Origin of the sequence: Andreprevotia chitinilytica DSM 18519 (genome assembly GCF_000711875.1) — a bacterium.
GTDB lineage: Bacteria > Pseudomonadota > Gammaproteobacteria > Burkholderiales > Chitinibacteraceae > Andreprevotia > Andreprevotia chitinilytica.
Map to the genome: position 1 here is coordinate 449676 of NZ_JONM01000002.1, position 23941 is coordinate 473616.

The 23941-nt window shown below is 59.7% G+C and carries 24 protein-coding genes; 12 read left to right on the forward strand and 12 right to left on the reverse strand.

Annotated elements, in window-relative coordinates:
- Window positions 1-45 precede the first annotated feature (45 nt).
- Both BR41_RS04805 and BR41_RS04810 read right to left on the reverse strand, forming a co-directional pair.
- Window positions 46-669, reverse strand: coding sequence for a DUF924 family protein (locus tag BR41_RS04805; RefSeq protein ID WP_245615799.1), 624 nt, complete (start codon window positions 667-669; stop codon window positions 46-48).
- On the reverse strand, window positions 666-1283 hold the full coding sequence (locus BR41_RS04810) for a hypothetical protein (RefSeq protein ID WP_035053373.1): 618 nt from the start codon (window positions 1281-1283) through the stop codon (window positions 666-668). The genes BR41_RS04805 and BR41_RS04810 overlap by 4 nt, the downstream gene beginning before the upstream one ends.
- Before the next feature lie 79 nt (window positions 1284-1362).
- Between BR41_RS04810 and BR41_RS04815 the strand changes: the two genes are divergently transcribed.
- Window positions 1363-2532, forward strand: a complete 1170-nt coding sequence (locus BR41_RS04815; protein ID WP_035053375.1) for a BaiN/RdsA family NAD(P)/FAD-dependent oxidoreductase — start codon at window positions 1363-1365, stop codon at window positions 2530-2532.
- Window positions 2533-2799: 267 nt separating this feature from the next.
- On the opposite strand, the gene BR41_RS04820 is transcribed toward BR41_RS04815, so the two are convergent.
- The 3 genes from BR41_RS04820 to BR41_RS04830 form a co-directional block, all read right to left on the reverse strand.
- Window positions 2800-3321, reverse strand: a complete 522-nt coding sequence (locus BR41_RS04820) for a cytochrome b (RefSeq protein WP_035053377.1) — start codon at window positions 3319-3321, stop codon at window positions 2800-2802.
- A 110-nt stretch (window positions 3322-3431) separates the two neighbouring features.
- Window positions 3432-4232 (reverse strand): 4-hydroxy-tetrahydrodipicolinate reductase, encoded by an 801-nt coding sequence (gene dapB, locus BR41_RS04825; protein WP_211251663.1) that lies wholly within the window; start codon window positions 4230-4232, stop codon window positions 3432-3434.
- Window positions 4233-4251: 19 nt separating this feature from the next.
- Window positions 4252-4704, reverse strand: a complete 453-nt coding sequence (locus BR41_RS04830) for an outer membrane protein assembly factor BamE (protein ID WP_051710161.1) — start codon at window positions 4702-4704, stop codon at window positions 4252-4254.
- 66 nt (window positions 4705-4770) lie between these two features.
- Between BR41_RS04830 and fur the strand changes: the two genes are divergently transcribed.
- The 3 genes from fur to BR41_RS04845 are packed head-to-tail and all read left to right on the forward strand — an operon-like array spanning window position 4771 to window position 6623.
- Entirely contained in the window at window positions 4771-5193 is a 423-nt protein-coding gene (gene fur, locus BR41_RS04835) for a ferric iron uptake transcriptional regulator (RefSeq protein ID WP_035053379.1), read from the forward strand.
- Between the two features lie 12 nt (window positions 5194-5205).
- Window positions 5206-5901, forward strand: a complete 696-nt coding sequence (gene aat, locus BR41_RS04840; RefSeq protein WP_035053382.1) for a leucyl/phenylalanyl-tRNA--protein transferase — start codon at window positions 5206-5208, stop codon at window positions 5899-5901.
- 8 nt (window positions 5902-5909) lie between these two features.
- Window positions 5910-6623 (forward strand): arginyltransferase, encoded by a 714-nt coding sequence (locus BR41_RS04845; RefSeq protein ID WP_035053384.1) that lies wholly within the window; start codon window positions 5910-5912, stop codon window positions 6621-6623.
- 86 nt (window positions 6624-6709) lie between these two features.
- Here the strand turns inward: BR41_RS04845 and BR41_RS04850 are convergent, their stop codons facing one another.
- Window positions 6710-7294, reverse strand: coding sequence for a hypothetical protein (locus BR41_RS04850; RefSeq protein ID WP_035053386.1), 585 nt, complete (start codon window positions 7292-7294; stop codon window positions 6710-6712).
- Between the two features lie 38 nt (window positions 7295-7332).
- Entirely contained in the window at window positions 7333-9252 is a 1920-nt protein-coding gene (locus tag BR41_RS04855; RefSeq protein WP_156970565.1) for a hypothetical protein, read from the reverse strand.
- Window positions 9253-9570: 318 nt separating this feature from the next.
- On the opposite strand from BR41_RS04855, the gene BR41_RS04860 reads away from it, so the two are divergent.
- The gene (locus BR41_RS04860; protein ID WP_035053388.1) at window positions 9571-10782 is read left to right on the forward strand and encodes a Bcr/CflA family multidrug efflux MFS transporter; all 1212 of its coding nucleotides are present in this window, start codon (window positions 9571-9573) and stop codon (window positions 10780-10782) included.
- A gap of 159 nt (window positions 10783-10941) precedes the next feature.
- On the opposite strand, the gene BR41_RS04865 is transcribed toward BR41_RS04860, so the two are convergent.
- Window positions 10942-12996 (reverse strand): M3 family metallopeptidase, encoded by a 2055-nt coding sequence (locus BR41_RS04865; RefSeq protein WP_035053392.1) that lies wholly within the window; start codon window positions 12994-12996, stop codon window positions 10942-10944.
- 227 nt (window positions 12997-13223) lie between these two features.
- Between BR41_RS04865 and BR41_RS04870 the strand changes: the two genes are divergently transcribed.
- The 5 genes from BR41_RS04870 to BR41_RS04890 are packed head-to-tail and all read left to right on the forward strand — an operon-like array spanning window position 13224 to window position 16845.
- The gene (locus BR41_RS04870; RefSeq protein ID WP_035053399.1) at window positions 13224-13754 is read left to right on the forward strand and encodes a gamma carbonic anhydrase family protein; all 531 of its coding nucleotides are present in this window, start codon (window positions 13224-13226) and stop codon (window positions 13752-13754) included.
- Window positions 13751-14911 carry an elongation factor P maturation arginine rhamnosyltransferase EarP gene (gene earP / locus BR41_RS04875; protein WP_245615800.1) on the forward strand — a complete coding sequence of 387 codons (1161 nt, stop codon included), beginning with the start codon at window positions 13751-13753 and terminating at the stop codon, window positions 14909-14911. Before BR41_RS04870 ends, earP begins: the two co-directional genes overlap by 4 nt.
- 44 nt (window positions 14912-14955) lie before the next feature.
- Window positions 14956-15519 carry an elongation factor P gene (gene efp / locus BR41_RS04880; protein ID WP_035053403.1) on the forward strand — a complete coding sequence of 188 codons (564 nt, stop codon included), beginning with the start codon at window positions 14956-14958 and terminating at the stop codon, window positions 15517-15519.
- A 55-nt stretch (window positions 15520-15574) separates the two neighbouring features.
- On the forward strand, window positions 15575-16579 hold the full coding sequence (locus tag BR41_RS04885) for an oxygenase MpaB family protein (protein WP_211251664.1): 1005 nt from the start codon (window positions 15575-15577) through the stop codon (window positions 16577-16579).
- Entirely contained in the window at window positions 16576-16845 is a 270-nt protein-coding gene (locus BR41_RS04890; protein ID WP_035053405.1) for a (2Fe-2S) ferredoxin domain-containing protein, read from the forward strand. Before BR41_RS04885 ends, BR41_RS04890 begins: the two co-directional genes overlap by 4 nt.
- A 93-nt stretch (window positions 16846-16938) precedes the next feature.
- Here the strand turns inward: BR41_RS04890 and BR41_RS04895 are convergent, their stop codons facing one another.
- Window positions 16939-19092, reverse strand: a complete 2154-nt coding sequence (locus BR41_RS04895) for a glycosyl hydrolase family 18 protein (RefSeq protein WP_245615801.1) — start codon at window positions 19090-19092, stop codon at window positions 16939-16941.
- A gap of 431 nt (window positions 19093-19523) precedes the next feature.
- Between BR41_RS04895 and BR41_RS24010 the strand changes: the two genes are divergently transcribed.
- Window positions 19524-19865 carry a hypothetical protein gene (locus BR41_RS24010; protein ID WP_156970566.1) on the forward strand — a complete coding sequence of 114 codons (342 nt, stop codon included), beginning with the start codon at window positions 19524-19526 and terminating at the stop codon, window positions 19863-19865.
- A 76-nt stretch (window positions 19866-19941) separates the two neighbouring features.
- On the opposite strand, the gene uvrB is transcribed toward BR41_RS24010, so the two are convergent.
- Window positions 19942-21960: an excinuclease ABC subunit UvrB gene (uvrB, locus tag BR41_RS04900; protein WP_035053407.1), complete on the reverse strand. Its 2019-nt coding sequence runs from the start codon at window positions 21958-21960 to the stop codon at window positions 19942-19944.
- A gap of 106 nt (window positions 21961-22066) precedes the next feature.
- Between uvrB and BR41_RS04905 the strand changes: the two genes are divergently transcribed.
- Entirely contained in the window at window positions 22067-23194 is a 1128-nt protein-coding gene (locus tag BR41_RS04905) for a YbdK family carboxylate-amine ligase (protein ID WP_035053409.1), read from the forward strand.
- A gap of 50 nt (window positions 23195-23244) precedes the next feature.
- On the opposite strand, the gene BR41_RS04910 is transcribed toward BR41_RS04905, so the two are convergent.
- The gene (locus BR41_RS04910; RefSeq protein ID WP_035053411.1) at window positions 23245-23583 is read right to left on the reverse strand and encodes a type II toxin-antitoxin system PemK/MazF family toxin; all 339 of its coding nucleotides are present in this window, start codon (window positions 23581-23583) and stop codon (window positions 23245-23247) included.
- On the reverse strand, window positions 23584-23832 hold the full coding sequence (locus tag BR41_RS04915; protein ID WP_035053413.1) for an AbrB/MazE/SpoVT family DNA-binding domain-containing protein: 249 nt from the start codon (window positions 23830-23832) through the stop codon (window positions 23584-23586).
- Between the last annotated feature and the right edge of the window lie 109 nt (window positions 23833-23941).

The window sequence follows — 23941 nt, forward strand, 5'->3', positions numbered from 1 at the left end:
TATGGAGTACGGGTGTAGTAATGAAACCGACTTGAAAATCGTGACTTAAAAGCCAGCGCCGGGTTCTGCCAGATAAGCGCGCTCTTCGTCCGTGCTGGCTCGCCCGAGTGCGGCGTTGCGATGCGGGAAGCGGCCAAACCGGCTGATCACGGCACGGTGCATGACGGCATAGTGATAAAAGCCCGCCAAGTCGGCGTTATCCTGCCAGTGGGCCATCAGCGCCACGGCGCGTTCTTGGTCCGCCAGCTGCTCCGAATGCTCGAACGGCAAGTAAAGGAACAGTTGTTCCAGCGGAGTGAGTTTGGTGGGGTGGTTGGCGGCGATGGCTGTGTTGGCGACTTCGCGTGCTTGTGCATCAAAGGCGAATGCATTTGCCTCGCCGCGATACAGATTGCGCGGGAACTGGTCGAGCACGATGACCAACGCCAGTGCGCCATGCGCGGATTGTGCCCAGTGCGCACATTCGCCACGCCCGGCGGCCTCTAGCGTGGTGAGAAAGCGGCGGCGGATCGTGGCATCGAAGGCGTCGTCACGCTGAAACCAGACTGGCCGTGTGGCGAGCGGCGGCGGGCCGAACCAGAATGTCAATACGTCTTCCGGATTTACCACGGCGGTACGACCTGATTTCACCCGGCCTTCCGGGCTGGCGCGGCGGATCAGGCGGGTCATCGCATCTCCAGCGGGTGGACTTCAACCTGTGGGCCGGAGGCTGGCGTGCCAACGACCAATCCGAGCCGGCGCACGTGCGCCAGCAAAGCGCCGATTTGCTTGTTGTCCGGCATGGCTAGCGCCAGTGCATTGAGCGTGTCTTGCAGGCCCAGGCCATCCTTGGCGCTGACTTGTGCATCGAGCAGATACAGCAGCGGCAGGATGCTGTCGTTGCCGTACTGTTTGCGGAACTGGCTGGCTTGCTGGCTTGCTTTGGCCAGTTGCGGCGAGATCGTTCGGCTGGGCAGGGTGTCGTCGAAGCTGGTGATGGTCGCGAACGTTTTCGGCAGGTGTTGCAAGGCGGTGCGCAGCGGATCGGGGAGTGGCAGCAGGCGGGTGCTGCAAGTTAGTGCGGCGAGTGTGGTCTCGCATGGCCCGGTCCAGCGATAGAACTTGCCGCGCCGCAGATCGGCAATGGCCAGACAGCTGCCAGCCGTCAATTGCATGCTTTGGCCTTCGCTGACCGTTTGCAGAGCCGTGAATGACGGGGAAGTGTCGCCGTTGCTGGCGAGCACGATGCCGTCGGCATAGGCGAGCGTGGCGACAAAGCCGAAGCAGAGCAGAATCAAGCGCATGATCAATGATGTGCGGATGAAACCTGCAGTGTACGGCAGGTGTATGCCAGTACAATGTTGCGCTTTGTAGGAGGCAGCGGTGGACTGGAAAACGTGCGATGTAATCGTGCTGGGCGCGGGCGCTGCCGGAATGATGGCGGCGGCAACGGCCGGATTGCGCGGCAGGCGCGTGGTACTGATCGATCATGCTGACAAGCTGGCCGAGAAAATCCGCATCTCGGGCGGTGGGCGTTGCAACTTCACCAATTTGAACGTGCGGCCGGAGTGTTATCTCTCGCAGAATCCGCACTTTTGCAAATCGGCGCTGCGGCAATATACCCAGCATGACTTCATCCAGCTGGTCGAATCCTACGGGCTGACCTGGCATGAAAAAACGCTCGGCCAGTTGTTCTGTGATCAGCATTCAGGCGCAATCATCGAGATGCTCAAGGCCGAGTGCGACCGCGGCGGCGTGACGTGGCGGATGAGCACAAAGATCACCGAAGTGCGGCGCGGTGAGCAATTCGAAGTCATCACGCCGGAAGAAAACTGGCGGGCCGAGGCGCTGATCGTGGCGACCGGTGGGCTGTCGATTCCGCAAATTGGCGCAACGGGTATCGGTTATGACATTGCTCGCCAATTCGGCCTCGATATCGTGGAAACCGTGCCGGCATTGGTGCCGTTGCAATTGCCGCCGGAGAGCCTGTTGGCGGAAATTTCCGGTGTCGCTCTGGAAGACACCGTGGCCCGCATGGGTAAGACGGCATTCCGTGAGGCGAGTCTGGTGACCCATCGTGGTTTGTCCGGCCCGGCGATTTTGCAGATTTCCAGCTTCTGGCAGCCGGGTGGTGAGATCGTGCTAGATCTGGCGCCGGATGTTGATCTGGATGAGTTCTTTGCCAGTGCCAACCGCGATGCGCACGTCGGCAATGTATTGGTTGAGTTGTTGCCACGGCGATTCATCGATGCCTGGCTCGCGCCGGATATCACCGCCAAGCCGCTCAAGCAACTTTCGCCCAAGCAGGTGCAGCAATTGGCGGAAAGAATGCACCGCTGGCCGCTCCGCCCGTCGGGTTCAGCAGGCTATAAAAAAGCCGAGGTGACCAAGGGCGGTGTCGATACGCAAGCGCTGGATTCGAAGACGATGATGGCCAAAGCCGCGCCAGGACTGTATTTCATCGGGGAGGTGGTCGACGTGACCGGCTGGCTGGGGGGATATAACTTCCAGTGGGCCTGGTCGTCAGGTTTTGTGTCAGGCAGTAACGCCTAGCGCGGCGCTGCTGCTGGTGCTAGCGTTGAAGTGTCGACGAGTTGCGGACCGGCCGACATTGTTGAATGAAGGTGATCGTTCTTTTCTCCTAGGCAGTATCGCTGTGCATTCCGGACGGGATTATCAATACCCGCATCATGGGTCCGTTAAGGGCTCCGGCAAGTGGTTCGCAAATGTTTGAACCTGCTCGAAGACAAAAGGGGCGCCCATATCGGGCGCCCCTTTCTATTTGTAGTGACGGATTGCAGTGACGATTCGTGTGCGGTATCAGCGCATGCGGCGCAGCGTGTCGTCCTTCATGATGAAGTGGTGGAACAGTGCCGCCAAAACATGCAGACCAACCACGAAATACACCGCGTTGCCCAGGAACTCATGGATGGCTTTGAGCGTGGGTTTGAGCGCCGGGTCCGGCGACAGCAACTGCGGCAGCGCCGCGCCAAAGAAGCTCACGCTACCGCCACCAGCCTGAATGAAACCGATGGCGGTCAGCGGCAAGGCAAACATCAGCACATACAGCAGAAAATGCACGAGATGGGCGGCGCCGATTTGCCAGCCACTGCCAAACATCTTGGGCGCTGCAAGGCGCCAGCGTGCCGCGACCCGCACCAGCGCAAAAATGAGCACCAGTTGGCCAGCCAGCATATGCAGTTGCATGAGCTGGCTGCGTTGTGGCGTGCCCTTGGGGAAGTTGCCCTTCAGCTCGATCGCGATCAACGCAACGGCGAACAAGATGAAGATCAGCCAGTGCAGGCCAATGGATAGCGGGTGATAACGGTCTCGACGTGACATGAGGCTGCCCTTGGAAAGCGGAAATGCGGATTTTTACAAGGGAATGACGGCGGCCACAAGACAAAAAGCACCATCACGGTGCTTTTGTCTTGGGGGGACAGTGGCCGGGGTTAACGGAGCCCGAGCACATCCTGCATATCGAAGAAGCCATTTTTGCGGCCGGCCAGGAAAGCGGCGGCACGCAGCGAACCGGATGCGTAGATGTTGCGGTTGCTGGCCTTGTGGCTGATCTCGATCCGTTCACCCATGCCGGCGAACATGACGGTGTGATCGCCAATCACGTCACCACCACGCAATGCGGCAAAACCAATCGACGATGGGTCTCGCTCACCGGTGATGCCTTCACGGGCATAGACGGCGCAGTCTTTCAGATCACGCCCGATCGCATCGGCCACCACCTTGCCCAGCATCAGCGCGGTGCCGGATGGTGCGTCGACCTTCATCCGGTGATGCATTTCCAGGATTTCGATGTCGTAACCAGTGGCAAGTGTTTTCGCGGCGACTTCGAGCAATTTCACCAGCAGATTCACGCCCACGCTCATGTTGTAGGCGTGGACGATGGCGATGTCGCGGCTGGCGGCTTCAATCGCGGCGCTGCCGGCTTCGTCGAAACCGGTGGTGCCGATGATCATGTTCACACCTAGTTCGCGGCACTTGGCGACGTGTGCCAGCGTGCCCTCGGGGCGGGTGAAGTCGATCAGTACGTCGGCGCCGGCCAAGGCATCGAGGCGATCGGTGACATCCACGCCGCTGGATCTGCCCAAGAAGGCGCCCGCATCGTGGCCGAGCACTTCGCTGCTTGAGCGATCGAGCGCAGCATGCAGCTGGCAATCCGGCGAGTTCAACGTCGCTTCGATCAGCATGCGGCCCATGCGGCCGTTACTGCCGGCGATGGCAATCTTGATAGTCATGGCTACGGCTTCGGTCGGGTTATTCGGTCAGCGGGCGGGTTTCTACCGCAGCTGGGCTTGATGCGGCTGGCTGGGCTGCGGTCGGGACGGCTGTCGGTGCGGCGGCCGGCGCGCTGGCGTTCAGATCGAATTCTGCTGCATCGATCTTCTTGCGGGCCGGCAGTGTTTCGCCTTGCCAGCGAACCGCCTTATCGCCCTCAAAGAAGACCGTGAAGGTTTTCTTCTCTTTCAGCTTGCCGCTGCGGGCATCGGAATAGATGTAATCCCAGCGGTTGGCGTGAAACGGGTCTTCCAGCAGCGGCGTGCCCAGCACGAAGCGCACTTGCGAGCGGCTCATGCCGGCTTTGAGTTGTTCGACCTGATCGGCCGTTACCTCGTTGCCCTGTGGAATATCGAGTTTGTAGGGGGTCAGCCAGCTGCATGCGGAAAGCGCAATCGCGGCGAGGAGGGGGGCGATCAGTCGGATATACATGCGGTTGTTCGTTTGGTGTCGGCGACGGGAGCCGCTATCATACCGGCACCACACGAGAGACGCGACATGAGCAAAGCATCCGACCTCAAGGACATTGGCCTGAAAGCCACCGGTCCCCGCCTGAGAATCCTGAATCTGTTCGAAACCAGCACCCAAAGGCACATGACCGCCGAGGATGTTTACCGGCTGTTGCTGGCTGAACATACCGATGTCGGCCTGGCTACCGTCTACCGCGTGCTGACGCAGTTCGAGCAAGCCGGGTTGCTGTCGCGCCACCATTTTGAATCCGGCAAGGCCGTGTTCGAACTGAACCAGGGCAGCCATCACGATCACCTCGTGTGCGTGAAATGCGGCAAGGTTGAAGAGTTTTACGATCCGGAAATCGAACAGCGCCAAGACGCGATTGCCGCGGAACACGGTTTCGAGATCCAGGATCACGAAATGTATCTGTATGGTCTGTGTGCCGACTGCAAACTCACCAAAAAGTAAATCGCGCCAAGCATGATTGCGTGGCTTGAAGGCACAGCGGCGTTTCCGCCGTTGTCGCACGCGCTGGCGGAGCCGAACGGCCTGCTGGCCGCCGGCGGTGATTTGTCGCCTGAGCGGCTGCTCGCCGCTTATCGCCGCGGCATCTTCCCCTGGTTCATGCCGGGCGAGCCCATCCTGTGGTGGAGCCCGAATCCACGCATGACACTGACCCCCGCCGATCTACGCATACCCCGTTCACTAGCGAAAGTGATCCGCAACCGTCCTTACGAAGTGAAGTTCGATACCGCCTTCGAAGCGGTGATGCACGGCTGCGCTGCGCCGCGTGGCGATGTGGCGGCGACGTGGATTTCGGATGAGATGATTGCCGGTTACGCGGCCTTGCACCGCGCTGGTTACGCCCACTCGATCGAATGCTGGATCGATGGTCAACTCGCAGGCGGTTTGTATGGCGTAGCCATTGGCAAAATGTTCTACGGTGAATCCATGTTCGCCCGTGTGGCCGATGCCTCCAAGATTGCTTTCGTGCACTTGGTGCGCTGGCTGCAGGCACAGGGTTTCGGGCTGATCGACTGCCAGATGCATACCGACCATCTGGCCCGATTCGGCGCGGTGGAAATTCCGCGAGATAGCTTCATGGCGCGACTGGACCAGCTGGCGGCTGAACCGCATCTGCCCGGCCCGTGGCGATATGATTATCGAAACAGGTGACACAGACGATGAATCCGCGTGGCCATGCAATCCCTTTGCAGTTCTACGCTACGGCGCCTTACCCGTGCAGCTATCTGCCCGACGAACTGGCCCGCTCGCAAGTTGCCGTACCGTCCGAACTGATCGATACGCGCACCTACAGCCAACTGGTGCAGCTTGGCTTTCGGCGCAGCGGCCAGTTTGTGTACCGGCCGCATTGCGATGCCTGCCAGGCCTGCGTGCCGGTGCGCATCCCTGTGGATGCCTTTGAGCCCAACCGCACGCAGCGTCGGGTGCAAAAGCGCCATGGGGTGCTGAAAACGCGTTTGCTGGCGCTCAATTACGACGACGCGCATTTCCAGCTCTATCAACGCTACCAAGCGGTGCGTCACTCCGGCGGCGGCATGGATCAGGACGGGCGCGAGCAATACGAGAGCTTCATCCTCAAGAGCAACGTCGCCAGTTTCATGGCCGAGTTCCGCGAGAACGGCATCGTGCGCATGGTCAGCCTGATCGACCAGCTCGACGATGGCTTGTCGTCGGTCTACACCTTTTACGAGCCGGAAGTCGAAGGTGCGAGCTTTGGGGTATTCAATATCCTGTGGCAAATCGGTTTGGCCAAGCAGCTTGGCTTGCCGTATCTGTATCTCGGTTATTGGATCGGCGAGTGCCGCAAGATGGCCTACAAGACGCAATACAAGCCGATCGAGGGCTTGATCGATGGGCAATGGCGAGCGCTGTGAAATCGCCGCAGTCATCGGCCCGCACATAAAAAAACACCCGCCTTGCAGCGGGTGTTTTCACGTGGGGCGTTGCTCAATCAGCTGAATCAGCAGCGCGGCACTTTGCGCAGATACCAGTCCGCACGCGGTTCGCGTTCGCTGGCACTGCTCTGGTCAGCAGGGATGTCGACATGCAGCAAGTTGAATTGCCAGCATGCGCCCGACGAATCCCGTAACGATCGCTTTTCACCTGCAGCGACTGGCGTTGCACGCTCGTCTTGATCAACCACGCTAAAGCCGGCATCGCCCGAGCGACGCAGTTGCCAACCCGGCACAAGTTGGCTGCCGAACGGGCCGCTGGCGACCAGGTACAGCCAAGGCTGCGTCTCTTTCGCGCCTTGCAGCGAAAGCCGCGTGACCGGGCCGGCCGGATTGAAACTGGCCGACACGGTCACTTGCTGCTTGCTCAGCCGATCCGGCAAGCCGGCCGGCCAAGGTGCGACCTGAACGGCTTGCTCGCCCAGCTGAAAGCGCAATACATGATCGCGATCCACCTTGAGCTGCTTGACCCGTCCATTGAGCGGCGTCTGCCCGACACCCTCGATTCGTAGCGGGGTGTCCGCCGATGCGGCAGCGGCCGTCATCGAAGCCACCAGAAACGGTGCCAGCAAACCAGTCAAAGCGCGAACCATGTGTTGCTCCTTTCCGTGATCCCTTGTTGAGATCGACATTAACGCTCGTTGTTCACCCGGCGAATATGCTGGAAGAAGCTGGCTGGCGGGGCATCTTCCTGAATCGTCTGACGACGGAAGTTGACGATCAGGTCGTGGGGCTGATTGGCAACCTTGGCAGTCTGGGTCTCGCCGGTATTGTTGCTCCAGAAGTAACGGCTGGTGTTCACGGCCAGATTGGCCCAGTCGTTGTAGTCGTGGAGTACCGATTTGACCCCGTCGTTGTTGATGTCCCACGCAAAGCTCGTGGTGGCAACACCGTTCAGATTCCAGTCGCCAAATACCCCGGTCGCCGTACCGCGGCCGATGATCAGGTTCTCGTTGACGTTGTTTTCGTCCAGCGTGCTGCCGCTCCCGTTCGAATAGTCCAGCTTGAACGTACTGGTGCATGGGCCGTTGGTCACGGCGCAGTTCGGATAGGTGTTGGCCGCCGGATAGCCGGGAACCGCTTTGCCGAGGTAATCGTTCTGCCACAGGTAGTAGCGTTCGTTGACCTCGGTACTGGTCGGGTTGGGCAAGCCGCGCAGCTGATACAGGTAATTCATGATGCTGTAGTAGTTCGGCTTGTAGTTGGTGTTTTCATCCCCGCCGTGCAACAGGCCGAGGGTGTGCCCCAGCTCATGCATGATGGTGGCCGCCTGATAGTTGATCAGCTGGTTGGTGGCGTTGCTGTTGGCGGTATTCAAACCCCAGTTGCCCAGCGTGACCTGGAAGTCGTTACCGGCGATTTCCGCAATGCCGGACGAGCCTGCCGAGCCATTAGCTTGCTGGCTGTACGCCATCAGCATGTAACGGAAGATCGGTTTGCGGCGTACATCGAATGTCGGCGTCTTTACGGCATAAACGCTGCTGCAACCGGTCGTCAACGCGCTGCTGCTATCCAATTGGGTGCACTGCTGGAACGTGCGTTGATTACTCACGTTACCGCTCAGGTTGTACAGAGCGGGGTTGAGGCTGGACGAGAACAGATTGCCGGCATCGAAGTGCACCGCAATGTTATGCGCCTTGAATGCCTGCACCACGTTGGCGAGCGCCTCGCTGCGCGGATTGACGCCCGGATCGGCGCTGTTCAGGTAATCCACCTGAATGAACAGGTCTTTCTGGCCTTTACGTGCACCCATCGAATACAGATCCAGGCCGCCGAACGTACCGCCCGATACCTTTGCCGAATCCGGAATGCCATCACCGTCACTGTCGACCGCACCCGGTGCTACATCGTTCGGGCCGCCCGGTGTGGCGAAGTTGGATTGCGACCAATCGGCAGCAGTGTGCGTTTGCTGGAAGCTGGATGCCAGCCGCACGATGGAGGTGTTGTAGTTGTAGAAAGTATTGCCTGTTGGATCGGCATTGGTCGCCGGGGAGGGGAAGCCTGCCACGTTCGCACCGGTCCAGCCGCCCGCAGTCGTAGGCGCTGTGGTATCGCTACCGAAGCGCACAAAGTCGACAGTTTGCCCGCTGCTGTTCAGCAACTCGACGAAGCCCTGCGCGTTGGTCCAGTACGGAATGTTATTGCTGCCATCGACCAGATAGATGATGGAAGCAGAGTTCTGCAAGTCGCTGTTGGCCTTGCCGCCGATCACCATATAGCCGCCACTGTGGACGGTAACGTGCGGCAGGCTGAACGTGGTCGTGCCGGTCGAAGTGGTGCCCACGGTAACGTAATGGCTGCGCACCGAATAGTTGGCCAAGTCGATGTCTGCACCCGTGTTGTTCCAGACCTCAAACCAGGACACCGAGTTGGTGTAGTAGTTATTGGCAACTTCGGTGATGTAGAGCTTGGTCGTGGGGAGCGCCGTAACCTGCGTAGCCGTCGTTGTATCGCCACCACCACCGCCGCCACCGCATGCAGATAACAACACGGTGACTGCCATGCTTCCAGCCAGAACCAGATTGCGTAGTTGTTGAAGCCTTTCGTTCATTTGCTCACCTTGCTATGGGTCATCGTCGGTTGAGGTCATCAGCCGATTTGTATTTGTCTGGCATGGATCATGCGCTGGCGGCAGTCTGCCAGCTGTCATTGTTGTAAGCAAATTAAAATAAGAAATGCCTTAAATATCGCATGAAGTCAGGATAAACACGTTTGCCATGCGATTCCCATGTAAATGGCTTTCTCGTGGTGAGCTGCCGCAAATGCTTGCGCAGTGAGTCGTCTGGCATACATGCGTAGTGCTGTTCGCGATCGTTTCAGACATTGGGCCGGGGCATATCCGCTTGATTGACTGATGTAAGATACGGCGATGAATATTTCTTCTGCCGCTCGCCCCAGCCCCTCCGTCGGCTGGGTCTTCATCCTCGGCGCCCTTACCGCCATCGCCCCGCTTTCCATCGACATGTACTTGCCTAGCTTCCCTGCCATCGCACGGGAATTGGCAGCGGGGCACGGTGCGGTGCAATTGACGCTCGCTGCGTTTTTCCTCGGCATCACCATCGGCCAGTTGTTTTATGGGCCGCTCTCGGATCGCTTTGGCCGCAAGCCGCCGATGTATTTCGGTTTGGCGTTATTTGTCGCCGCTGCCATTGGTTGCGCGACGGCCGGGACCGTCGAGGCGTTGACGATCTGGCGCTTCATCCAGGGCCTGGGTGGCTGCGCCGGGATGGTGATTGCGCGCGCAGTGGTGCGGGATCGCTATGAGCCGCAGCAAGCGGCGCGGATGTTTTCGATGCTGATGCTGGTGATGGGCCTGGCGCCGATTCTGGCGCCGCAGTTGGGGGGCTGGCTGCTGCAGGTAGCGAGCTGGCGGATGATTTTCGCTGTGCACGCGGTGTTCGGCGTCGCTTGCCTGCTTGGCATTTGGCGTGGGCTGGATGAAACGCGTGATGCGGCGCTCAGTCCGCCGCTGCGGATCGGTTCGGTGTTACGGGACTATGTTGCGCTGCTATATGACCGGCAGTTTATCGCCAACACGCTGACGGCCGGGCTGGTCCAAGGCGGCATGTTTACCTATATCGCTGGCTCGCCGTTCGTGTTGATCGAGCTCTATGGCGTTGCGCCGCAGCATTATGGCTGGGTGTTTGCCACGAATGCCTTCGGGCTGATCGCTGCTGCGCAAATCAATGCACGCTTGCTGCGCGGGAACAGCTCGCTGGCCGGCTTGCTGCATCGCGCGGTCTGGGTGCCGATGCTGGCGGGACTGTGGCTGGTTGCCGTGACCATGCTCGGCCAGCCGCCGCTGGCTTTCCTGCTGCTGGGGTTCTTTGCCTATCTGGCCAGTCTGGGCTTCATCAGCCCGAATGCGTCGGCGGGTGCTTTGGTGCATCAGTCCGCCAAGGCGGGGACGGCATCGGCAATGATGGGGTGCCTGCAATTCACCTTGGCATCGGTTGCCGGCGTGATCATGGGCGCATGGCAGGATGGCAGCGCCAGGCCGCTTGCGCTGGTGATGGCGGCGTTCGGTATTGCGGCGCTGCTGGTGCATCGGTTGTGGGTGGCGCGGTACGTCAAAGGGTAGGTATCGTTTGGTGAAGCGGTATTCCTTTTGTAGGAGCGAGCTTGCTCGCGATAGCACCGGCGACTAATTCACCTTTGTCATCGCGAGCAAGCTCGCTCCTACAAGAAAAACGGGCGCTTGATGCGCCCGTTTTGCGTTGCCGTTTGCCTTGAGTGCCGTTTAGCCAGCCAGGCCGTTATGCCGCAGCAAGGCATCGATCTCCGGTGCACGACCACGGAAGGCCTTGAACGATTCCAGCGCTGGCCGGCTGCCGCCACGGGCGAGGATTTCGGCGCGGAAGCGCGCACCGACGGCCGGGTCGACCACGTTGCCGGTTTCCTCGGCTTCTTCCTCGAAGGCAGCATAAGCATCCGCGCTGAGCACTTCGGCCCACTTGTAGCTGTAATACCCGGCAGCATAACCACCTGCGAAGATGTGGCTAAAGCTTTGCGGGAAGCGGTTATAGGCCGGCGGCAGCGGAATGCCGAGCTCGCGCTGGATCGCTTCGGCTTGCGCCTTGGGATCAGTGGCAGCAGTCTTGCCGTGCAGCTCCATATCGAAGATCGAGAAGTAAAGCTGGCGTTGCATGATGGAGCCGGATTGGAAGTTCTTGGCGGCGAGCATCTTGTCGAATAGTTCACGCGGCAACGGCTTGCCGCTGTCGACATGGTGCGTGAGCTTGGGGAGCACTTGCCATTCCCAGCAGAAGTTCTCCATGAACTGGCTTGGCAGCTCGACCGCATCCCACTCCACACCGGAAATACCCGAGACGGACAGCTCGTCCACTTCGGTCAGCAGGTGATGCAGCGCATGGCCCATTTCGTGGAAGGTCGTGATCACGTCATCGTGCGACAGCAGCGCCGGCTTGCCATCGACACCTTGGGCGAAGTTGCAGACGATCAATGCGACGGGCGTCTGGACACGGCCATCGGCCAGCTTGCGGCGGCCGCGCACGTCGTTCATCCACGCGCCGCCTTGCTTGCCTTCCCGTGCGTGCAGGTCGAGATAGAGGCCGCCGACTTCGCTGCCATTCTTGTTCTGCAGGCGGTAGAAGCGCACGTCCTTGTGCCAGACCGGGGCTTCGGCCGGTACGAATTGCAGGCCGTACAACGTTTCGACCACGTGGAACAGGCCAGACAGCACGGTCGGCTCGGTGAAGTATTGCTTCACTTCTTGCTCGCTGAACGAGTACTTTTCTTCGCGGATGCGCTCGGAGACGAAGGCCAAGTCCCATGCTTCCAACGTCTCGTAACCCAGATTGGCCTTGGCCCAGATTTCCATTTCGGCACGGTCGGCTTGCATATACGGTTTGGCGCGTTGGGCCAGATCGCGCAGGAAGCCCAGCACCTGGGTGGTGCTTTCCGCCATCTTGGTGGCGAGCGATTCTTCGCTGAAGTTGCCGAAGCCCAGTAGCTGCGCGCCTTCCTGGCGTAGCGCGTGGATTTCAGCGATCAGCGGGGTGTTGTCACGCTCGGTCGGGCCGAATTCGGAGGCGCGGGTCACGTAGTTGCGGTACAGCTCTTCGCGCAGCGAGCGGCTGAGGGCGAACTGCATCACCGGCAGATAGCTCGGCATCTTGAGCGTGACTTTCCAGCCAGTTTGCTGGTCCGCTTGGGCTGCAGAGCGTGCGGCGGATTTCCAGTCGGCTGGCAGGCCTCGCAGCTCGTTTTCGTCTGCCACGTAGAGCGCGAAGGCGTCGGTGGCGTCGAGCACGTTCTGGGCAAATTTGGTGGTCAGTTCGGACGAACGCTCTTCGATCTGCATGAAGCGTTCTTTCTGGTCATCCGGCAATTCAGCGCCGGAGAGTTTGAAGTCGCGGATCGCGTGTTCGACGATGGTCTTGCGTGTCTGGTTGTAGCTGGCGAAATCGGGGCTGGCAGCGAGCAGCTTCCAGCGGGCGTAGAGGTTTTCGTTCTGGCCCAGCTCGGAATAGAAATTGGAAATGCGCGCGATATTGGCGTTGTACACCTCGCGCAATTCCGGCGTGTTGACGACCGATTCCAGATGCGCGACTGCACCCCAGGCGCGGCCCAGGCGCTCCATGACATCTTCGGATGGGGCGACGAAAGTGTCCCAGGTCGGGTTTTCAATCACTTCTGCCGCTGCGACAGCCTTGCGGGCCTCTTCCAGCAACACATCCAGCGCCGGGTTCACGTGCTCGGGGCGGATGGCGTCGTAGCGGGGCAGGGTAGCTAGATCGAGCAGTGGGTTCGGGGTTTGGTTGGTCTGGGTCATGATGGGTCTCGGGTAGAATCGGGGCGATAAACCTGCTTACGCGCTTGCTGCGCAGCCCTTGGCGGGGCTCATGCGCTGCTCGAAATCCTCATGTATCGCATATACATTCCGGTTTCTGCGCTGCTCTTCACCCCGCCAAGGGCCGCTCGCGACAGAGCGTAAGCAGGTTCCAATCTGGAAAGATGCGCGCAAGCTCGGCAATTTCAAGCAATCAAGGAACGAACAACATGGCAATCGGTAAGTTTGACGGCATTGTGCCGCAACTCGGAGAAGGCGCGTGGGTGCACGAATCCGCGCAGGTGATTGGTGAAGTGGTTTTGGGTGAGAACGTGTCGTTCTGGCCAGGCGCGGTGGCGCGTGGTGACGTCAACCATATCCATATCGGCCGCGATTCCAATATTCAGGATTTGAGTGTGCTGCATGTGAGCCATAAGCGGCCGGAAGACCCGCATGGCGCGCCATTGATTATTGGCGAGCGTGTCACCATCGGCCACGGCGTGATGTTGCATGGCTGCACCATTGGCAATGAAGTGCTGGTGGGCATGGGCACCATCGTGCTGGATCGGGCGGTGATCGAAGACCGTGTGATGATCGGGGCCGGTTCGCTGGTGCCGCCGGGCAAGGTGCTTAAATCCGGCCACCTCTATCTAGGCCGCCCGGTGAAGGAGGTCCGCGCACTGACCGAAGAAGAACTGGCGCATTTCAATTACTCGGCGGCGCATTACGTGCGCTTGATGAACAAGTACAAGGCGTCGTGAGTAAAGCGGCTGTGGGCGCTGTGAAGCAAGGCCGCGATTGGGATCTCTTCTGCCGGGTGGTCGACAACTACGGCGACATCGGCGTGTGCTGGCGGCTGGCGCGACAGTTGGTCGCCGAATACGGGCAGCACATGCGCTTGTGGGTGGACGATCTGGCGAGCTTTGCCCATATCTGTCCAGCGCTTGATCCCGCGCTGGATCGCCAAACCGTGGCCGGGGTGGAAATACGACATTGGTCGGCCGAGCCGGCGATCGATGCCATTGGCGACGTGGTGATCGAAGCATTTGCCTGTGAGCTGCCACCGGCTGCGCTGACCGCCATGCGGGCGCGAGCAATCGCCCCGGCGTGGATCAATCTGGAATATCTATCCGCCGAATCTTGGGTGGAAGGTTGCCACAGCCTCGCCAGCCCGCAAGCCGGTGGCTTGACCAAGTATTTCTATTTCCCCGGGTTCAGCGCCAAAACCGGGGGCGTGCTGGCGGAGCGGTCGATGCGTGAGGCACGCGCTGCATGGTCGGCGGATGACGCCCGGCGATGGCTGGCGCGTTTAAGCCCATCGCTTAAGGCTCTCCCTGACAACGCGATTCGCATCTCGTTGTTTGCCTACGAAAACGCTGCGGTTGCCAGCCTGTTCGATGCCTGGGCCGCCAGTCGTGCCCCCGTCATCTGCTATCTGCCGGAAGGCCGTGTCTTGCCACAGGTTTCTGCGTGGTTTGGCGTAACGCTCACAGCGGGCCAAACCGCCACGCGTGGCGCATTGACGCTGCAGGTGCTGCCGTTCATTTCGCAAGAGGAGTACGACCGCCTGCTGTGGAGTTGCGATGTCAATTTCGTGCGCGGCGAAGACAGCTTCGTGCGGGCGCAGTGGGCAGGCAAACCGTTGGTCTGGCACATCTACCGGCAAGAGGAAGACGCGCACCTCGCCAAGCTCGATGCCTTCCTCGATCGCTATCTGCTCGGGGCTGCTGATGGGCATGCTTGCCGGGATTTGATGCACGCCTGGAATCGCGAACAGCCCGTTGGCGATGCCTGGCAAGCCTTCGCTGCCGACCTGCCACGCTGGCGACATCACGCCGAAACCTGGGCCGACTATCTTGACTCGCTCGGCAATCTGGCCGGCAATCTGGTCAGTTTCGTAAATAGCCTGTTAAAATAGCGAGTTATTTTTTCCAAGCCCTGCTGCATCAGGAATTTTTTCGAATGAAAACCGCACAAGAAGTCCGCTCCGGCAACGTGATTCTGGTCGACGGCCAACCGCTCGTCGTTCAGAAAGCTGAATACAACAAGTCCGGCCGTAACTCGGCCGTGGTCAAGATGAAGATGAAGAGCCTGCTGTCCGGCTCCGCTTCCGAATCCGTCTTCAAGGCCGATGAAAAGTTCGACGTGGTCGTTCTCGACAAGAAGGAGTGCACCTACTCCTACTTCGCCGATCCGATGTTCGTGTTCATGGATGTCGAATTCAACCAGTACGAAGTTGAAGCCGAGAACGTCGGCGACGCAGTCAACTTCATCGTCGACGGCATGGAAGATATCTGTGAAGTCACCTTCTACGAAGGCAAGGCGATCTCGGTTGAACTGCCGAACACCATCGTTCGCGAAATCGAATATACCGAGCCGGCCGTCCGTGGCGATACCTCGGGCAAGGTCATGAAGCCGGGCAAGCTGAAGGGTTCCACCTTCGAGCTGCCGGTTGCTGCCTTCATCGAAATCGGCGACAAGATCGAAATCGACACCCGCACCATGGAATTCAAGAAGCGCGCCTGATCTGCTTCTGGGTTCAATTGGTTCAAACAAAACAGCCGCTCATTGAGCGGCTGTTTTGTTTTGCGATCCACCCGGCTCAATTCAGCGCAACGCTCACACTGCCACCCCAAAAGGTCGCAAAATCGAACTGTGGCAGGGCATTCATGCCGCTGTCGCTTCGCATGATTTCCAGCGTTACTTCTTCCCGCATAAGGTCAGCGCCATCGTGTTAAGCCGCTTCATCTTCAATCGCGTTCGCAGCATCACCCGCAATGGCACGCCGCCGGTCGATTTCTCCACGCCTGCCGGCGATCCCGGCTTGTTTGGGCCGGATTCAATGTGCTGGCGGGTGCATCAGGATTTCACTGCAATGATGATCGGCGGCGTCTCCGCGCTCATGCTGCAGACTTTGCATCAACGCGCGTTGGCTGGCGTGTGGGATCACTCGAATTTCCGGCAGGATTTGAAAGGCCGGCTGGGTAGAACGTCGTTCTTCATTGCCTGTACCACCTATGGCAGCACGCAGCTGGCTGAAGAGGCGATCGCGCATGTCCGGCGTGTGCATGAGCGGGTCAAGGGCATTGCGCCGGATGGCCAGGCTTATTCCGCCGATGATCCGGATTTGCTGACCTGGGTGCATGTAACGGAGGCCAGCAGTTTTTTGAACGCTTATATGAAGTACGTCGACCCGCAACTCTCGATCCGCGAACAAGATCAATATTTCGATGAAATCGCCCTGATCGCGCTCAAGCTGGGTGCGACGGATGTACCGAGAAGTCGGCAAGCGATTGATGAGTACCTGAATACGCAGCGCGCGCATTTGTCGTCGTCGGATCGCACGCAAGAGGTCATCCGGATATTGGCCGACATGCCGCCCGTTCCGCTCAACCAGTTATTCATTCAGTCCGGTTTCGGTCTGTTGCCTGACTGGGCCCAAACCATGCTGGGCCGACCGGCGCCCAGATTTCTGGAGCAGATGCTCATTGCCAAGAGCGTCAAGGCCATCACCCCGCCGATTCGCTGGGCCTTGGCCAAGCATGGCGTCGTCAATCAGGCCAGACGGCGAGCGCTGGCAACATGAAACGCCTCGCCATCTGCATCAACCGTCGCTTTGAATCCGGCAAACCTTCCTGTGCCGTGCGTGGCAGCGAAGCCTTGGCGGATGCGTTCGAAGCTGCGATTGCCGAGCGCGGGCTGGATATTCAGCTGATGCGCTTGCCCTGCATGGGTTTGTGCGAAGTGGGGCCGAATGTGAAGGAGGTCGGGGGCGATCTGTGGAGCGAGGTCAGCATTGCGGACGTCGACCTTATCCTCGACGCAGTCATGGGCCACGATAGCGACGAATGAAGCAAGGCATGAAAAAGCCCCGGTTGATGGCCGGGGCTTTTTCGTGTGCGGCAACTTAGTCGCCGCACACCACTTCCATCAACGCCTGACGGATTACTGGTTCACCTTGGCCAAGGCCTTGGTCAACGTGGCGTTCACGTCGTCACCATCGAGCGACCAGCTGAACAAGCCGTTCAGGCCTTGTGCCTTGGTGTAGTCGATCTTGGTCTGGATCACGGTCGGATCGTCGTAGCTATAGAACACGCCGCCGCCGAACTTCCACAGTTGCTTGGTGACCGGGTGGTAGTACGTGTTGCCAGCTCGAGTCACCAGATTGCGGTAGTCCTCGTAACCCGCTTCGCAACCGGTGCCGGTGCAAGGACCAGCCTGCGGTGCGGCCTGATACAGGCCATCACCGTTCGGGCCGGCGGCAACGCCACTCCAACCGCGACCGTAGAACGGAATACCCACGGTGATCTTGCTGGCGGGCATGCCCAGCGAGGTCAGATGGCTTACGGCATCGCTGATGTTGTAGCTGGCGCTCACACCGCCGCCAGAGACGTTCGGGCTGGCCGGGTCTTTGTACAGGTTGGACTGGAAGTCCGTCACCGTGCCTGCGCCGATGGTCGTGCCGGTTTCCCACGCGCCGTGGAAGTCGTACGACATCAGGTTGACCCAGTCCATGTACTGCGCGTACTTGCCCGGTTCGGTCATGTCGATCTTGTCGACACCGGAGCCGATGGCAGCGGTCAGCAGGTAATGCTTGCCGTTGGTGGCCCCATAGGCGTCAAGCTGGCTGCGCAGTTCCTGCATGAACAGCGTGTAGTTCTGCTTATCGGCAGCCGACACGGTGTTGTAGCCGTTACCCTGGATGCCCGGGTATTCCCAGTCGATATCGATACCGTCGAACACGCCGGCCAGTACACCCGGACCACCCGAGTTGGAACCTGCATCGAACGGCACGTTGCCCTTGATGTAGACGTCAACGCAGGAAGCAACCAGCGCCTTGCGCAGTGCATCGGTGGCGGTGCCGGCCGAGAAGTACTTCGACCAGGTCCAGCCGCCCAGCGAGATGACGACCTTCAGGTTCGGGTGCTTGGCTTTCAGCTTCTTGAGCTGGTTGAAGCTGCCCTTCAGATACGTTTTCTGACCATCGGTGCCCCAGTCATCGGCTACGCCGTCGACCGATTGATCGGCGGTGAAGCCCATTTGATAGTCAGCCCAGGCATCACCGCCGGTGCCGGCAGCCGGATCGTTCGGGTTGGTCGAACCCGGTTCCAGCTTGGTGATGCCTTCCTGGCACTTGTAGGTGCCATCGGCTTGCTTGTAGACGTTACCGAACGCGTAGTTCAAGTAGGTCAGGTTGGCAGCTGCACCACTGGTCTCGATGTTCTTCACGAAGTAGGCGCGGTCATAGATGCCCCACTGTGCGAAGTACGAGCCGACTTGCTTGCTACCGGTGGAGGGCGTCGGTGTCGGGGTGGCTGGCGTCGGAGTCGGCGTAGCCGGAACCGGAGTGGCAGTCACCGGAATGGGTGTCGGGGTCGGTGTGGCCGGCGTCGGCGTCGGGGTGACTGGCTTCGGCGTCGGTGTGGCGGTAACAGGTACTGGCGTCGCCGTCACTGGAACCGGGGTGGCAGTCACCGGGACTGGTGTCGGTGTCGGGGTGACGGGCTTCGGTGTCGGGGCCGGCGTTGCAGTGACAGGTACCGGAGTCGGGGTCGCGCCACAGTTACCCAGCACGGTCCAGTCTTTGCCGGAGCCGCTCGGGCCGCTGTTGGTGGCCGGGTTGGCGTTGGTCCACCAGTTGGCGACGTAGTTGACGCCGTTCAGGGTGACTTTGTCGCCGCCGTTGTAGTTAGCCTTGGTCGAATCCCAAGCTGCATAGCAGGTGCCGGACGGGGTCGGGGTGGCAGTAACCGGGGTCGGCGTTGCAGTGACCGGAACCGGGGTCGGTGTCGGGGTGACTGGCTTCGGCGTCGGGGCCGGGGTAGCGGTCACCGGGACTGGTGTCGGGGTCGGTGTCGGGGTGGCGCCACCAGCGCTCACACCCAGATCGGCCCACAGGCTAGCCGTGGTCGGGTTCCAGCCGGAGCTGGCGTAGTCGGTCTGATTGACCAGGGCTTTGTAGTCGTGGCCTTGATAGGACACGATCGTGCCGGCGGTGTAATACGTATCGGCCTGCCAGGCCGGATAGGCCGCGTATGCGAACACGGCGGACAGCGCCATGGGCAACGCCGCCATGCTGTAGCGATGGAGCATAGACATTTCATCTTCCTTCTAAGGTTGGATTGAGTGCCGCTGTAATGGGTATTGGATATGCGGCGCGCCAGACCTTGGCCGGGCGCAATCAGGGGTCCGTCTTGTGGATGCGGGTGACTGACTGAGCGCGATTTACGGGGTCCGGGGATGAAATGTCAATGCCAAGGCCGAGGCGATTTTTGTTGGAAAGCAGCTTATTTTTGTCCGAATCGAACCTGTGGTTTGCACGTGTTCGGACTGAAGGAACACGGTTGGTTCTTCATCACCGTTTCCTGCTTTGTCTGATTCGGATTTGCCGGTCGTCGGGCGATGGGCGAATGAATTGTTACAGCGAACGTGATCATGCCGCTCGTCTGCAGATGCTGTCTATATGTTGACTTCAAAATATACAAAGAACAAAGTTGTTTGGCTTTTTCACTTCATCTGGAGTTATCGAAATGAGCGAATCAAAGCCTTTACCCGTGGCCGTTGCAGCCCCCATTGTTGAAACTGGACCGGTGGGGACTGCTCCAGGCGTGACGGTGATTACCGACGAATTCGGCACCCGGGTTGTCGTAGACCCATCCAAGGTCGCTGCACCTTCCATCCCGGAAGGCGTCGTTGCCTATGCAGCGCCCGTTGTTGCCCCAGCCCAACTGCAGGGAAATGTCATTGGTGTACCTGGCGGTGCTTTTGCCGCTCCACTAGCTGCACCAGTGGGGGCGTCGTCGACTGGTGGCCCAGCGGCCACCAAGGTCGTCCGGGACGGAATTACCTATTACATCGTGGATAAAAAATAACCTGGCGATGCGCGGCTGGGTTAGGTTGTGCCGCTGAGCGATGCCTAACCCATCCCGCATCCATGAAGCGCCGCAATTACTGATGCCCGAACGCCCGCTCCCGTAACGTCTTGAGTTCATCACGCAGGTTGGCAGCGTGCTCGAATTCCAGGTTCTTGGCGGCGTCCATCATTTCCTTCTCGATCCGCTTCAGTTCCTTCGCCAGCGTCTTCTCGTCCATGTCTTCCACGATGCGCTGGCGCTTGGCTTCGATGCGGGCGGCAGCGGCATCTTCGGCGCTGTAGACGCCATCGATGATGTCCTTGATCCGTTTCACCACCGACTTGGGTTCGATGCCGTGTTCGGCGTTGAAGGTGGTCTGCTTCTTGCGCCGGCGTTCGGTTTCAGAGATGGCGATTTCCATCGAGTTGGTGATCCGGTCTGCGTACAGGATCGCTGTGCCGTTCAGGTTCCGCGCCGCGCGGCCGATGGTCTGGATCAGGGAGCGGGATGAGCGCAGGAAGCCTTCTTTGTCCGCATCCAGAATGGCCACCAGCGAGACCTCCGGGATATCCAGCCCCTCACGCAGCAAGTTGATGCCGATCAGCACGTCGAACACACCTAGCCGCAGATCGCGCAGGATTTCCACGCGCTCGACCGTATCGATATCCGAGTGCAGATAACGCACTTTCACGCCGTGCTCGGCCAGATATTCGGTCAGCTGTTCGGACATGCGTTTGGTCAATGTGGTGACCAGCACCCGCTCGCCGACCGCGACGCGTTTGTTGATTTCGGACAGCAGGTCGTCCACCTGCGTGCCGACCGGGCGAATGATCACCACCGGATCAACGAGGCCGGTCGGGCGGACTACTTGCTCGACGACTTGCCCTTGATGCGTGGATTCGTATTCGGCCGGGGTGGCAGAAACGAACACCGTCTGCGGCATCATCCGCTCGAATTCCTCGAACTTGAGCGGGCGGTTATCCAGCGCCGACGGCAGGCGGAAGCCGTAATCGACCAGGTTTTCTTTGCGCGAGCGGTCGCCCTTATACATCGCGCCGACCTGACCGATCATCACGTGTGATTCGTCCAGGAACATCAGGCTGCCTTGCGGCAAGTAGTCGATCAATGTCGGTGGTGCTTCGCCGGCTTTTTTGCCGGAGAAGTGGCGCGAGTAGTTTTCGATGCCTTTGCAGAAACCCAGCTCGTTGAGCATTTCCAGATCGAAGCGTGTGCGCTGTTCCAGCCGCTGTGCTTCTACCAGTTTCTGTTCCTTGTAGTAGAACGCCAGCCGGTCGCGCAGCTCTTCCTTGATGGTCTCGACCGCCCGCAGCACGGTTTCGCGTGGCGTTACATAGTGGCTGGACGGGAACACGGTAAAGCGGCCGACGCGGTTCTTGACGTGGCCGGTGAGCGGATCGAACAGGCTGAGTTTTTCGACTTCGTCATCGAACATGTCGATGCGCAACGCCAGCTCGGCGCTTTCTGCCGGGAACACGTCGATGACGTCGCCGCGCACGCGGAAGGTGCCGCGGGCGAAATCCAGCTCGTTGCGGTCGTATTGCATCGTGGTCAGGCGCTTGATGATCTCGCGCTGGCCATGTTTTTCGCCTTCCCGCAGATGCAGGATCATCTTGTGGTACTCGGACGGATCACCGATACCGTAGATCGCCGAGACGGTCGCCACGATGATGCAATCGGGCCGCTCCAGCATCGCCTTGGTGGCCGACAAGCGCATCTGCTCGATGTGCTCGTTGATGTTCGAATCCTTCTCGATGAAGAGATCGCGGCTCGGCACATACGCTTCGGGTTGGTAGTAGTCGTAGTAGGAGACGAAATACTCGACCGCGTTTTGCGGGAAGAACTCGCGGAATTCGGAATACAACTGCGCCGCCAGCGTCTTGTTCGGCGCCAGCACGATGGCGGGCCGGCCGGTGCGGGCGATCACGTTGGCCATGGTGAAGGTCTTGCCCGAGCCGGTTACGCCCAGCAGCGTCTGATATCGCAGACCGTCTTCCAGACCGTCCACCAGCGAATTGATGGCGGTTGGCTGATCGCCGGCGGGCGGGAAGGGCTGGAACAGCTTGTACGGGGAATCGGGAAACTCGACGAACATAAAGGCCTCTGACCGGTGATCGGCGAAAGGGCAATTTTACCTCGTCATGAGACTGAGCTCGGCGTTAAGTTGTTTACCCAAATGATGAAAGCGTGGGAGTTGCACCATGGCCTTACCATCATTCCATTCAAGCGGCGTATTAACGATGGGGGTCGAGCTGGAGTTGATGCTGCTCGATCCGCAATCTCACCTGCTGACCCCGGCGGCGCTCAATCTGCTCGACGCGATGCGGGTGCGACAGGATCAGCGCTACGTGTTCTGCCCCGAAATCACCCAAGGCATGATCGAGTTCAACAGCGCCGTGCACCCGCGCTGGCACAGCCTGTACGACGAAGTGACCGCCATGCGCACCTATCTGTGCAATCTGGCCGATGAGTGCGGCGTACGCATTGCCGGTGGCGGCACGCATGCCTTCCAGCGCTGGCAGGATCAGGATTTCTTTCCCAAGGATCGCTATCTGGCTTTGGGCGAGAAATACGGCTATCTGAGCAAGAAATTCACCATCTTCGGCATGCACGTCCATATCGGCATTGGGGACGGTGATACCGCCATTCAGCTGATCCGCGCCGTGTCCCCTTGGGTGCCGCTGCTGATCGCACTAGCGGCCGCATCGCCGTATCAGGATGGCGAGGACACCGGCTTTGCCTGCTCGCGGCTGCACGTGCTGACCCCCTTTCCTTATGCCGGGCGCATGCCGGCCTTTGGCGACTGGGCGGAAGCGGAGGGCTATATCAATCGCCTGATCGATGCCGGGGTGGTCGGCAGCATCAAGGATTTCTATTGGGATGTCCGGCCCAAGCCGGAATTCGGCACCATCGAATTCCGCATCTTCGATACGCCGTTGACTGTCGAGATTGCGGCTGATCTGGGCGGCCTCGTGCAGCTGCTATGTGCACGGATGCTGTACCGGCGCAACGAGCAGCCACAGGTCTACGATGCGTATGCCTACAACCGTTTTCAGGCGTGCCGCTATGGCCTTGTCGGTGAAATGGTCGATCCGTGGACCGGCAGCCGCCGTACCTTCATCGAGGCCGCAGGGAGCCTGCTGGATGAGCTGGAACCGTTCGCGAAAGAGCTGGATGCGCGAGAAGTGGTCGACCGTTGCCGGCAAAAGCTGGCGCCGGGGATGTCGCAAAGCGAGGCGATGCGGCAACGGGTTGGCGCGTCAGCCGGGGATTGGGGTGGTTTGCTGGCTTGGCAGGCGGATTGTTTTAGTAGTGGCAAGGTGGAGTGAATCGCTAGCGACCCACTGCAGCGTGCTACGAAGCTATGCCAGCGATCCGGTCATTCTGGAAAAATTGAACGGTATCGATCCAGCACATCTTGCAAAACATAGTCTGGTGCCTGTTCGCGTTTCTTCGCTCGCCGTGCACGCCAGTCCAAGGTCTTGGCTTGATGGCTCAGGATGATGCCTTGGGTTTCGGTGCCGCAGCCCATGAGCGATACCGCGAAACCGCCTGATCTGGCGTTATCTTGCGCACCTTGCGTGATCGGACAAACGATCGCCAGGCCGCTGTTATTGAACGCCCGGATGGATAGAACCAGCCCGAAATGCGGGCCTTTCATTTCCTTGCCTGCCGCAGGATCGAAGTCGAGGTGAATGATGTCGCCGGGGTCGAACACTTACCACACCTCCTGACCGGCCGGCGGCGCCTGATCCCATTCCGGTCCGCCCATGAATTCCTCCGGCGTTTCAGCCAGTAACGCAGCCACGTCATAACGCCGGCGGCGCAGTGGCTGAACGGTGAGGGTGTCGCCGACCACTTGAACACTCACGCTGGCCCCGGCGGTCAAGTGGTTCTGTTCGGCGAAGAGAGGAGGGATCACCATGATCAGCGATCCACCCGAGCGACGCAGTGTTGCCGTAGGCATGTCGGACGACTCCAAGTAAAAGTTATACAAAAATATAACTTTGTCCGGCCGGCGTCAAAGGCGAGGCGAGTAAACCAACAACGTTGCTGTTTATTACTGCACAAAAAGA

What these genes read in the sequence shown, in the direction of transcription:
- BR41_RS04915 (WP_035053413.1), bottom strand. Translation starts at nt 23,832, where the DNA reads ATGCCTACGGCAACACTGCGTCGCTCGGGTGGATCGCTGATCATGGTG.
- BR41_RS24010 (WP_156970566.1), top strand. Translation starts at nt 19,524, where the DNA reads ATGAGCGAATCAAAGCCTTTACCCGTGGCCGTTGCAGCCCCCATTGTT.
- BR41_RS04860 (WP_035053388.1), top strand. Translation starts at nt 9,571, where the DNA reads ATGAATATTTCTTCTGCCGCTCGCCCCAGCCCCTCCGTCGGCTGGGTC.
- BR41_RS04855 (WP_156970565.1), bottom strand. Translation starts at nt 9,252, where the DNA reads ATGAACGAAAGGCTTCAACAACTACGCAATCTGGTTCTGGCTGGAAGC.
- BR41_RS04890 (WP_035053405.1), top strand. Translation starts at nt 16,576, where the DNA reads ATGAAACGCCTCGCCATCTGCATCAACCGTCGCTTTGAATCCGGCAAA.
- BR41_RS04870 (WP_035053399.1), top strand. Translation starts at nt 13,224, where the DNA reads ATGGCAATCGGTAAGTTTGACGGCATTGTGCCGCAACTCGGAGAAGGC.
- BR41_RS04865 (WP_035053392.1), bottom strand. Translation starts at nt 12,996, where the DNA reads ATGACCCAGACCAACCAAACCCCGAACCCACTGCTCGATCTAGCTACC.
- dapB (WP_211251663.1), bottom strand. Translation starts at nt 4,232, where the DNA reads ATGACTATCAAGATTGCCATCGCCGGCAGTAACGGCCGCATGGGCCGC.
- BR41_RS04895 (WP_245615801.1), bottom strand. Translation starts at nt 19,092, where the DNA reads ATGTCTATGCTCCATCGCTACAGCATGGCGGCGTTGCCCATGGCGCTG.
- BR41_RS04905 (WP_035053409.1), top strand. Translation starts at nt 22,067, where the DNA reads ATGGCCTTACCATCATTCCATTCAAGCGGCGTATTAACGATGGGGGTC.
- uvrB (WP_035053407.1), bottom strand. Translation starts at nt 21,960, where the DNA reads ATGTTCGTCGAGTTTCCCGATTCCCCGTACAAGCTGTTCCAGCCCTTC.
- BR41_RS04810 (WP_035053373.1), bottom strand. Translation starts at nt 1,283, where the DNA reads ATGCGCTTGATTCTGCTCTGCTTCGGCTTTGTCGCCACGCTCGCCTAT.
- efp (WP_035053403.1), top strand. Translation starts at nt 14,956, where the DNA reads ATGAAAACCGCACAAGAAGTCCGCTCCGGCAACGTGATTCTGGTCGAC.
- BR41_RS04820 (WP_035053377.1), bottom strand. Translation starts at nt 3,321, where the DNA reads ATGTCACGTCGAGACCGTTATCACCCGCTATCCATTGGCCTGCACTGG.
- BR41_RS04845 (WP_035053384.1), top strand. Translation starts at nt 5,910, where the DNA reads ATGAATCCGCGTGGCCATGCAATCCCTTTGCAGTTCTACGCTACGGCG.
- BR41_RS04830 (WP_051710161.1), bottom strand. Translation starts at nt 4,704, where the DNA reads ATGTATATCCGACTGATCGCCCCCCTCCTCGCCGCGATTGCGCTTTCC.
- aat (WP_035053382.1), top strand. Translation starts at nt 5,206, where the DNA reads ATGATTGCGTGGCTTGAAGGCACAGCGGCGTTTCCGCCGTTGTCGCAC.
- fur (WP_035053379.1), top strand. Translation starts at nt 4,771, where the DNA reads ATGAGCAAAGCATCCGACCTCAAGGACATTGGCCTGAAAGCCACCGGT.
- BR41_RS04805 (WP_245615799.1), bottom strand. Translation starts at nt 669, where the DNA reads ATGACCCGCCTGATCCGCCGCGCCAGCCCGGAAGGCCGGGTGAAATCA.
- BR41_RS04850 (WP_035053386.1), bottom strand. Translation starts at nt 7,294, where the DNA reads ATGGTTCGCGCTTTGACTGGTTTGCTGGCACCGTTTCTGGTGGCTTCG.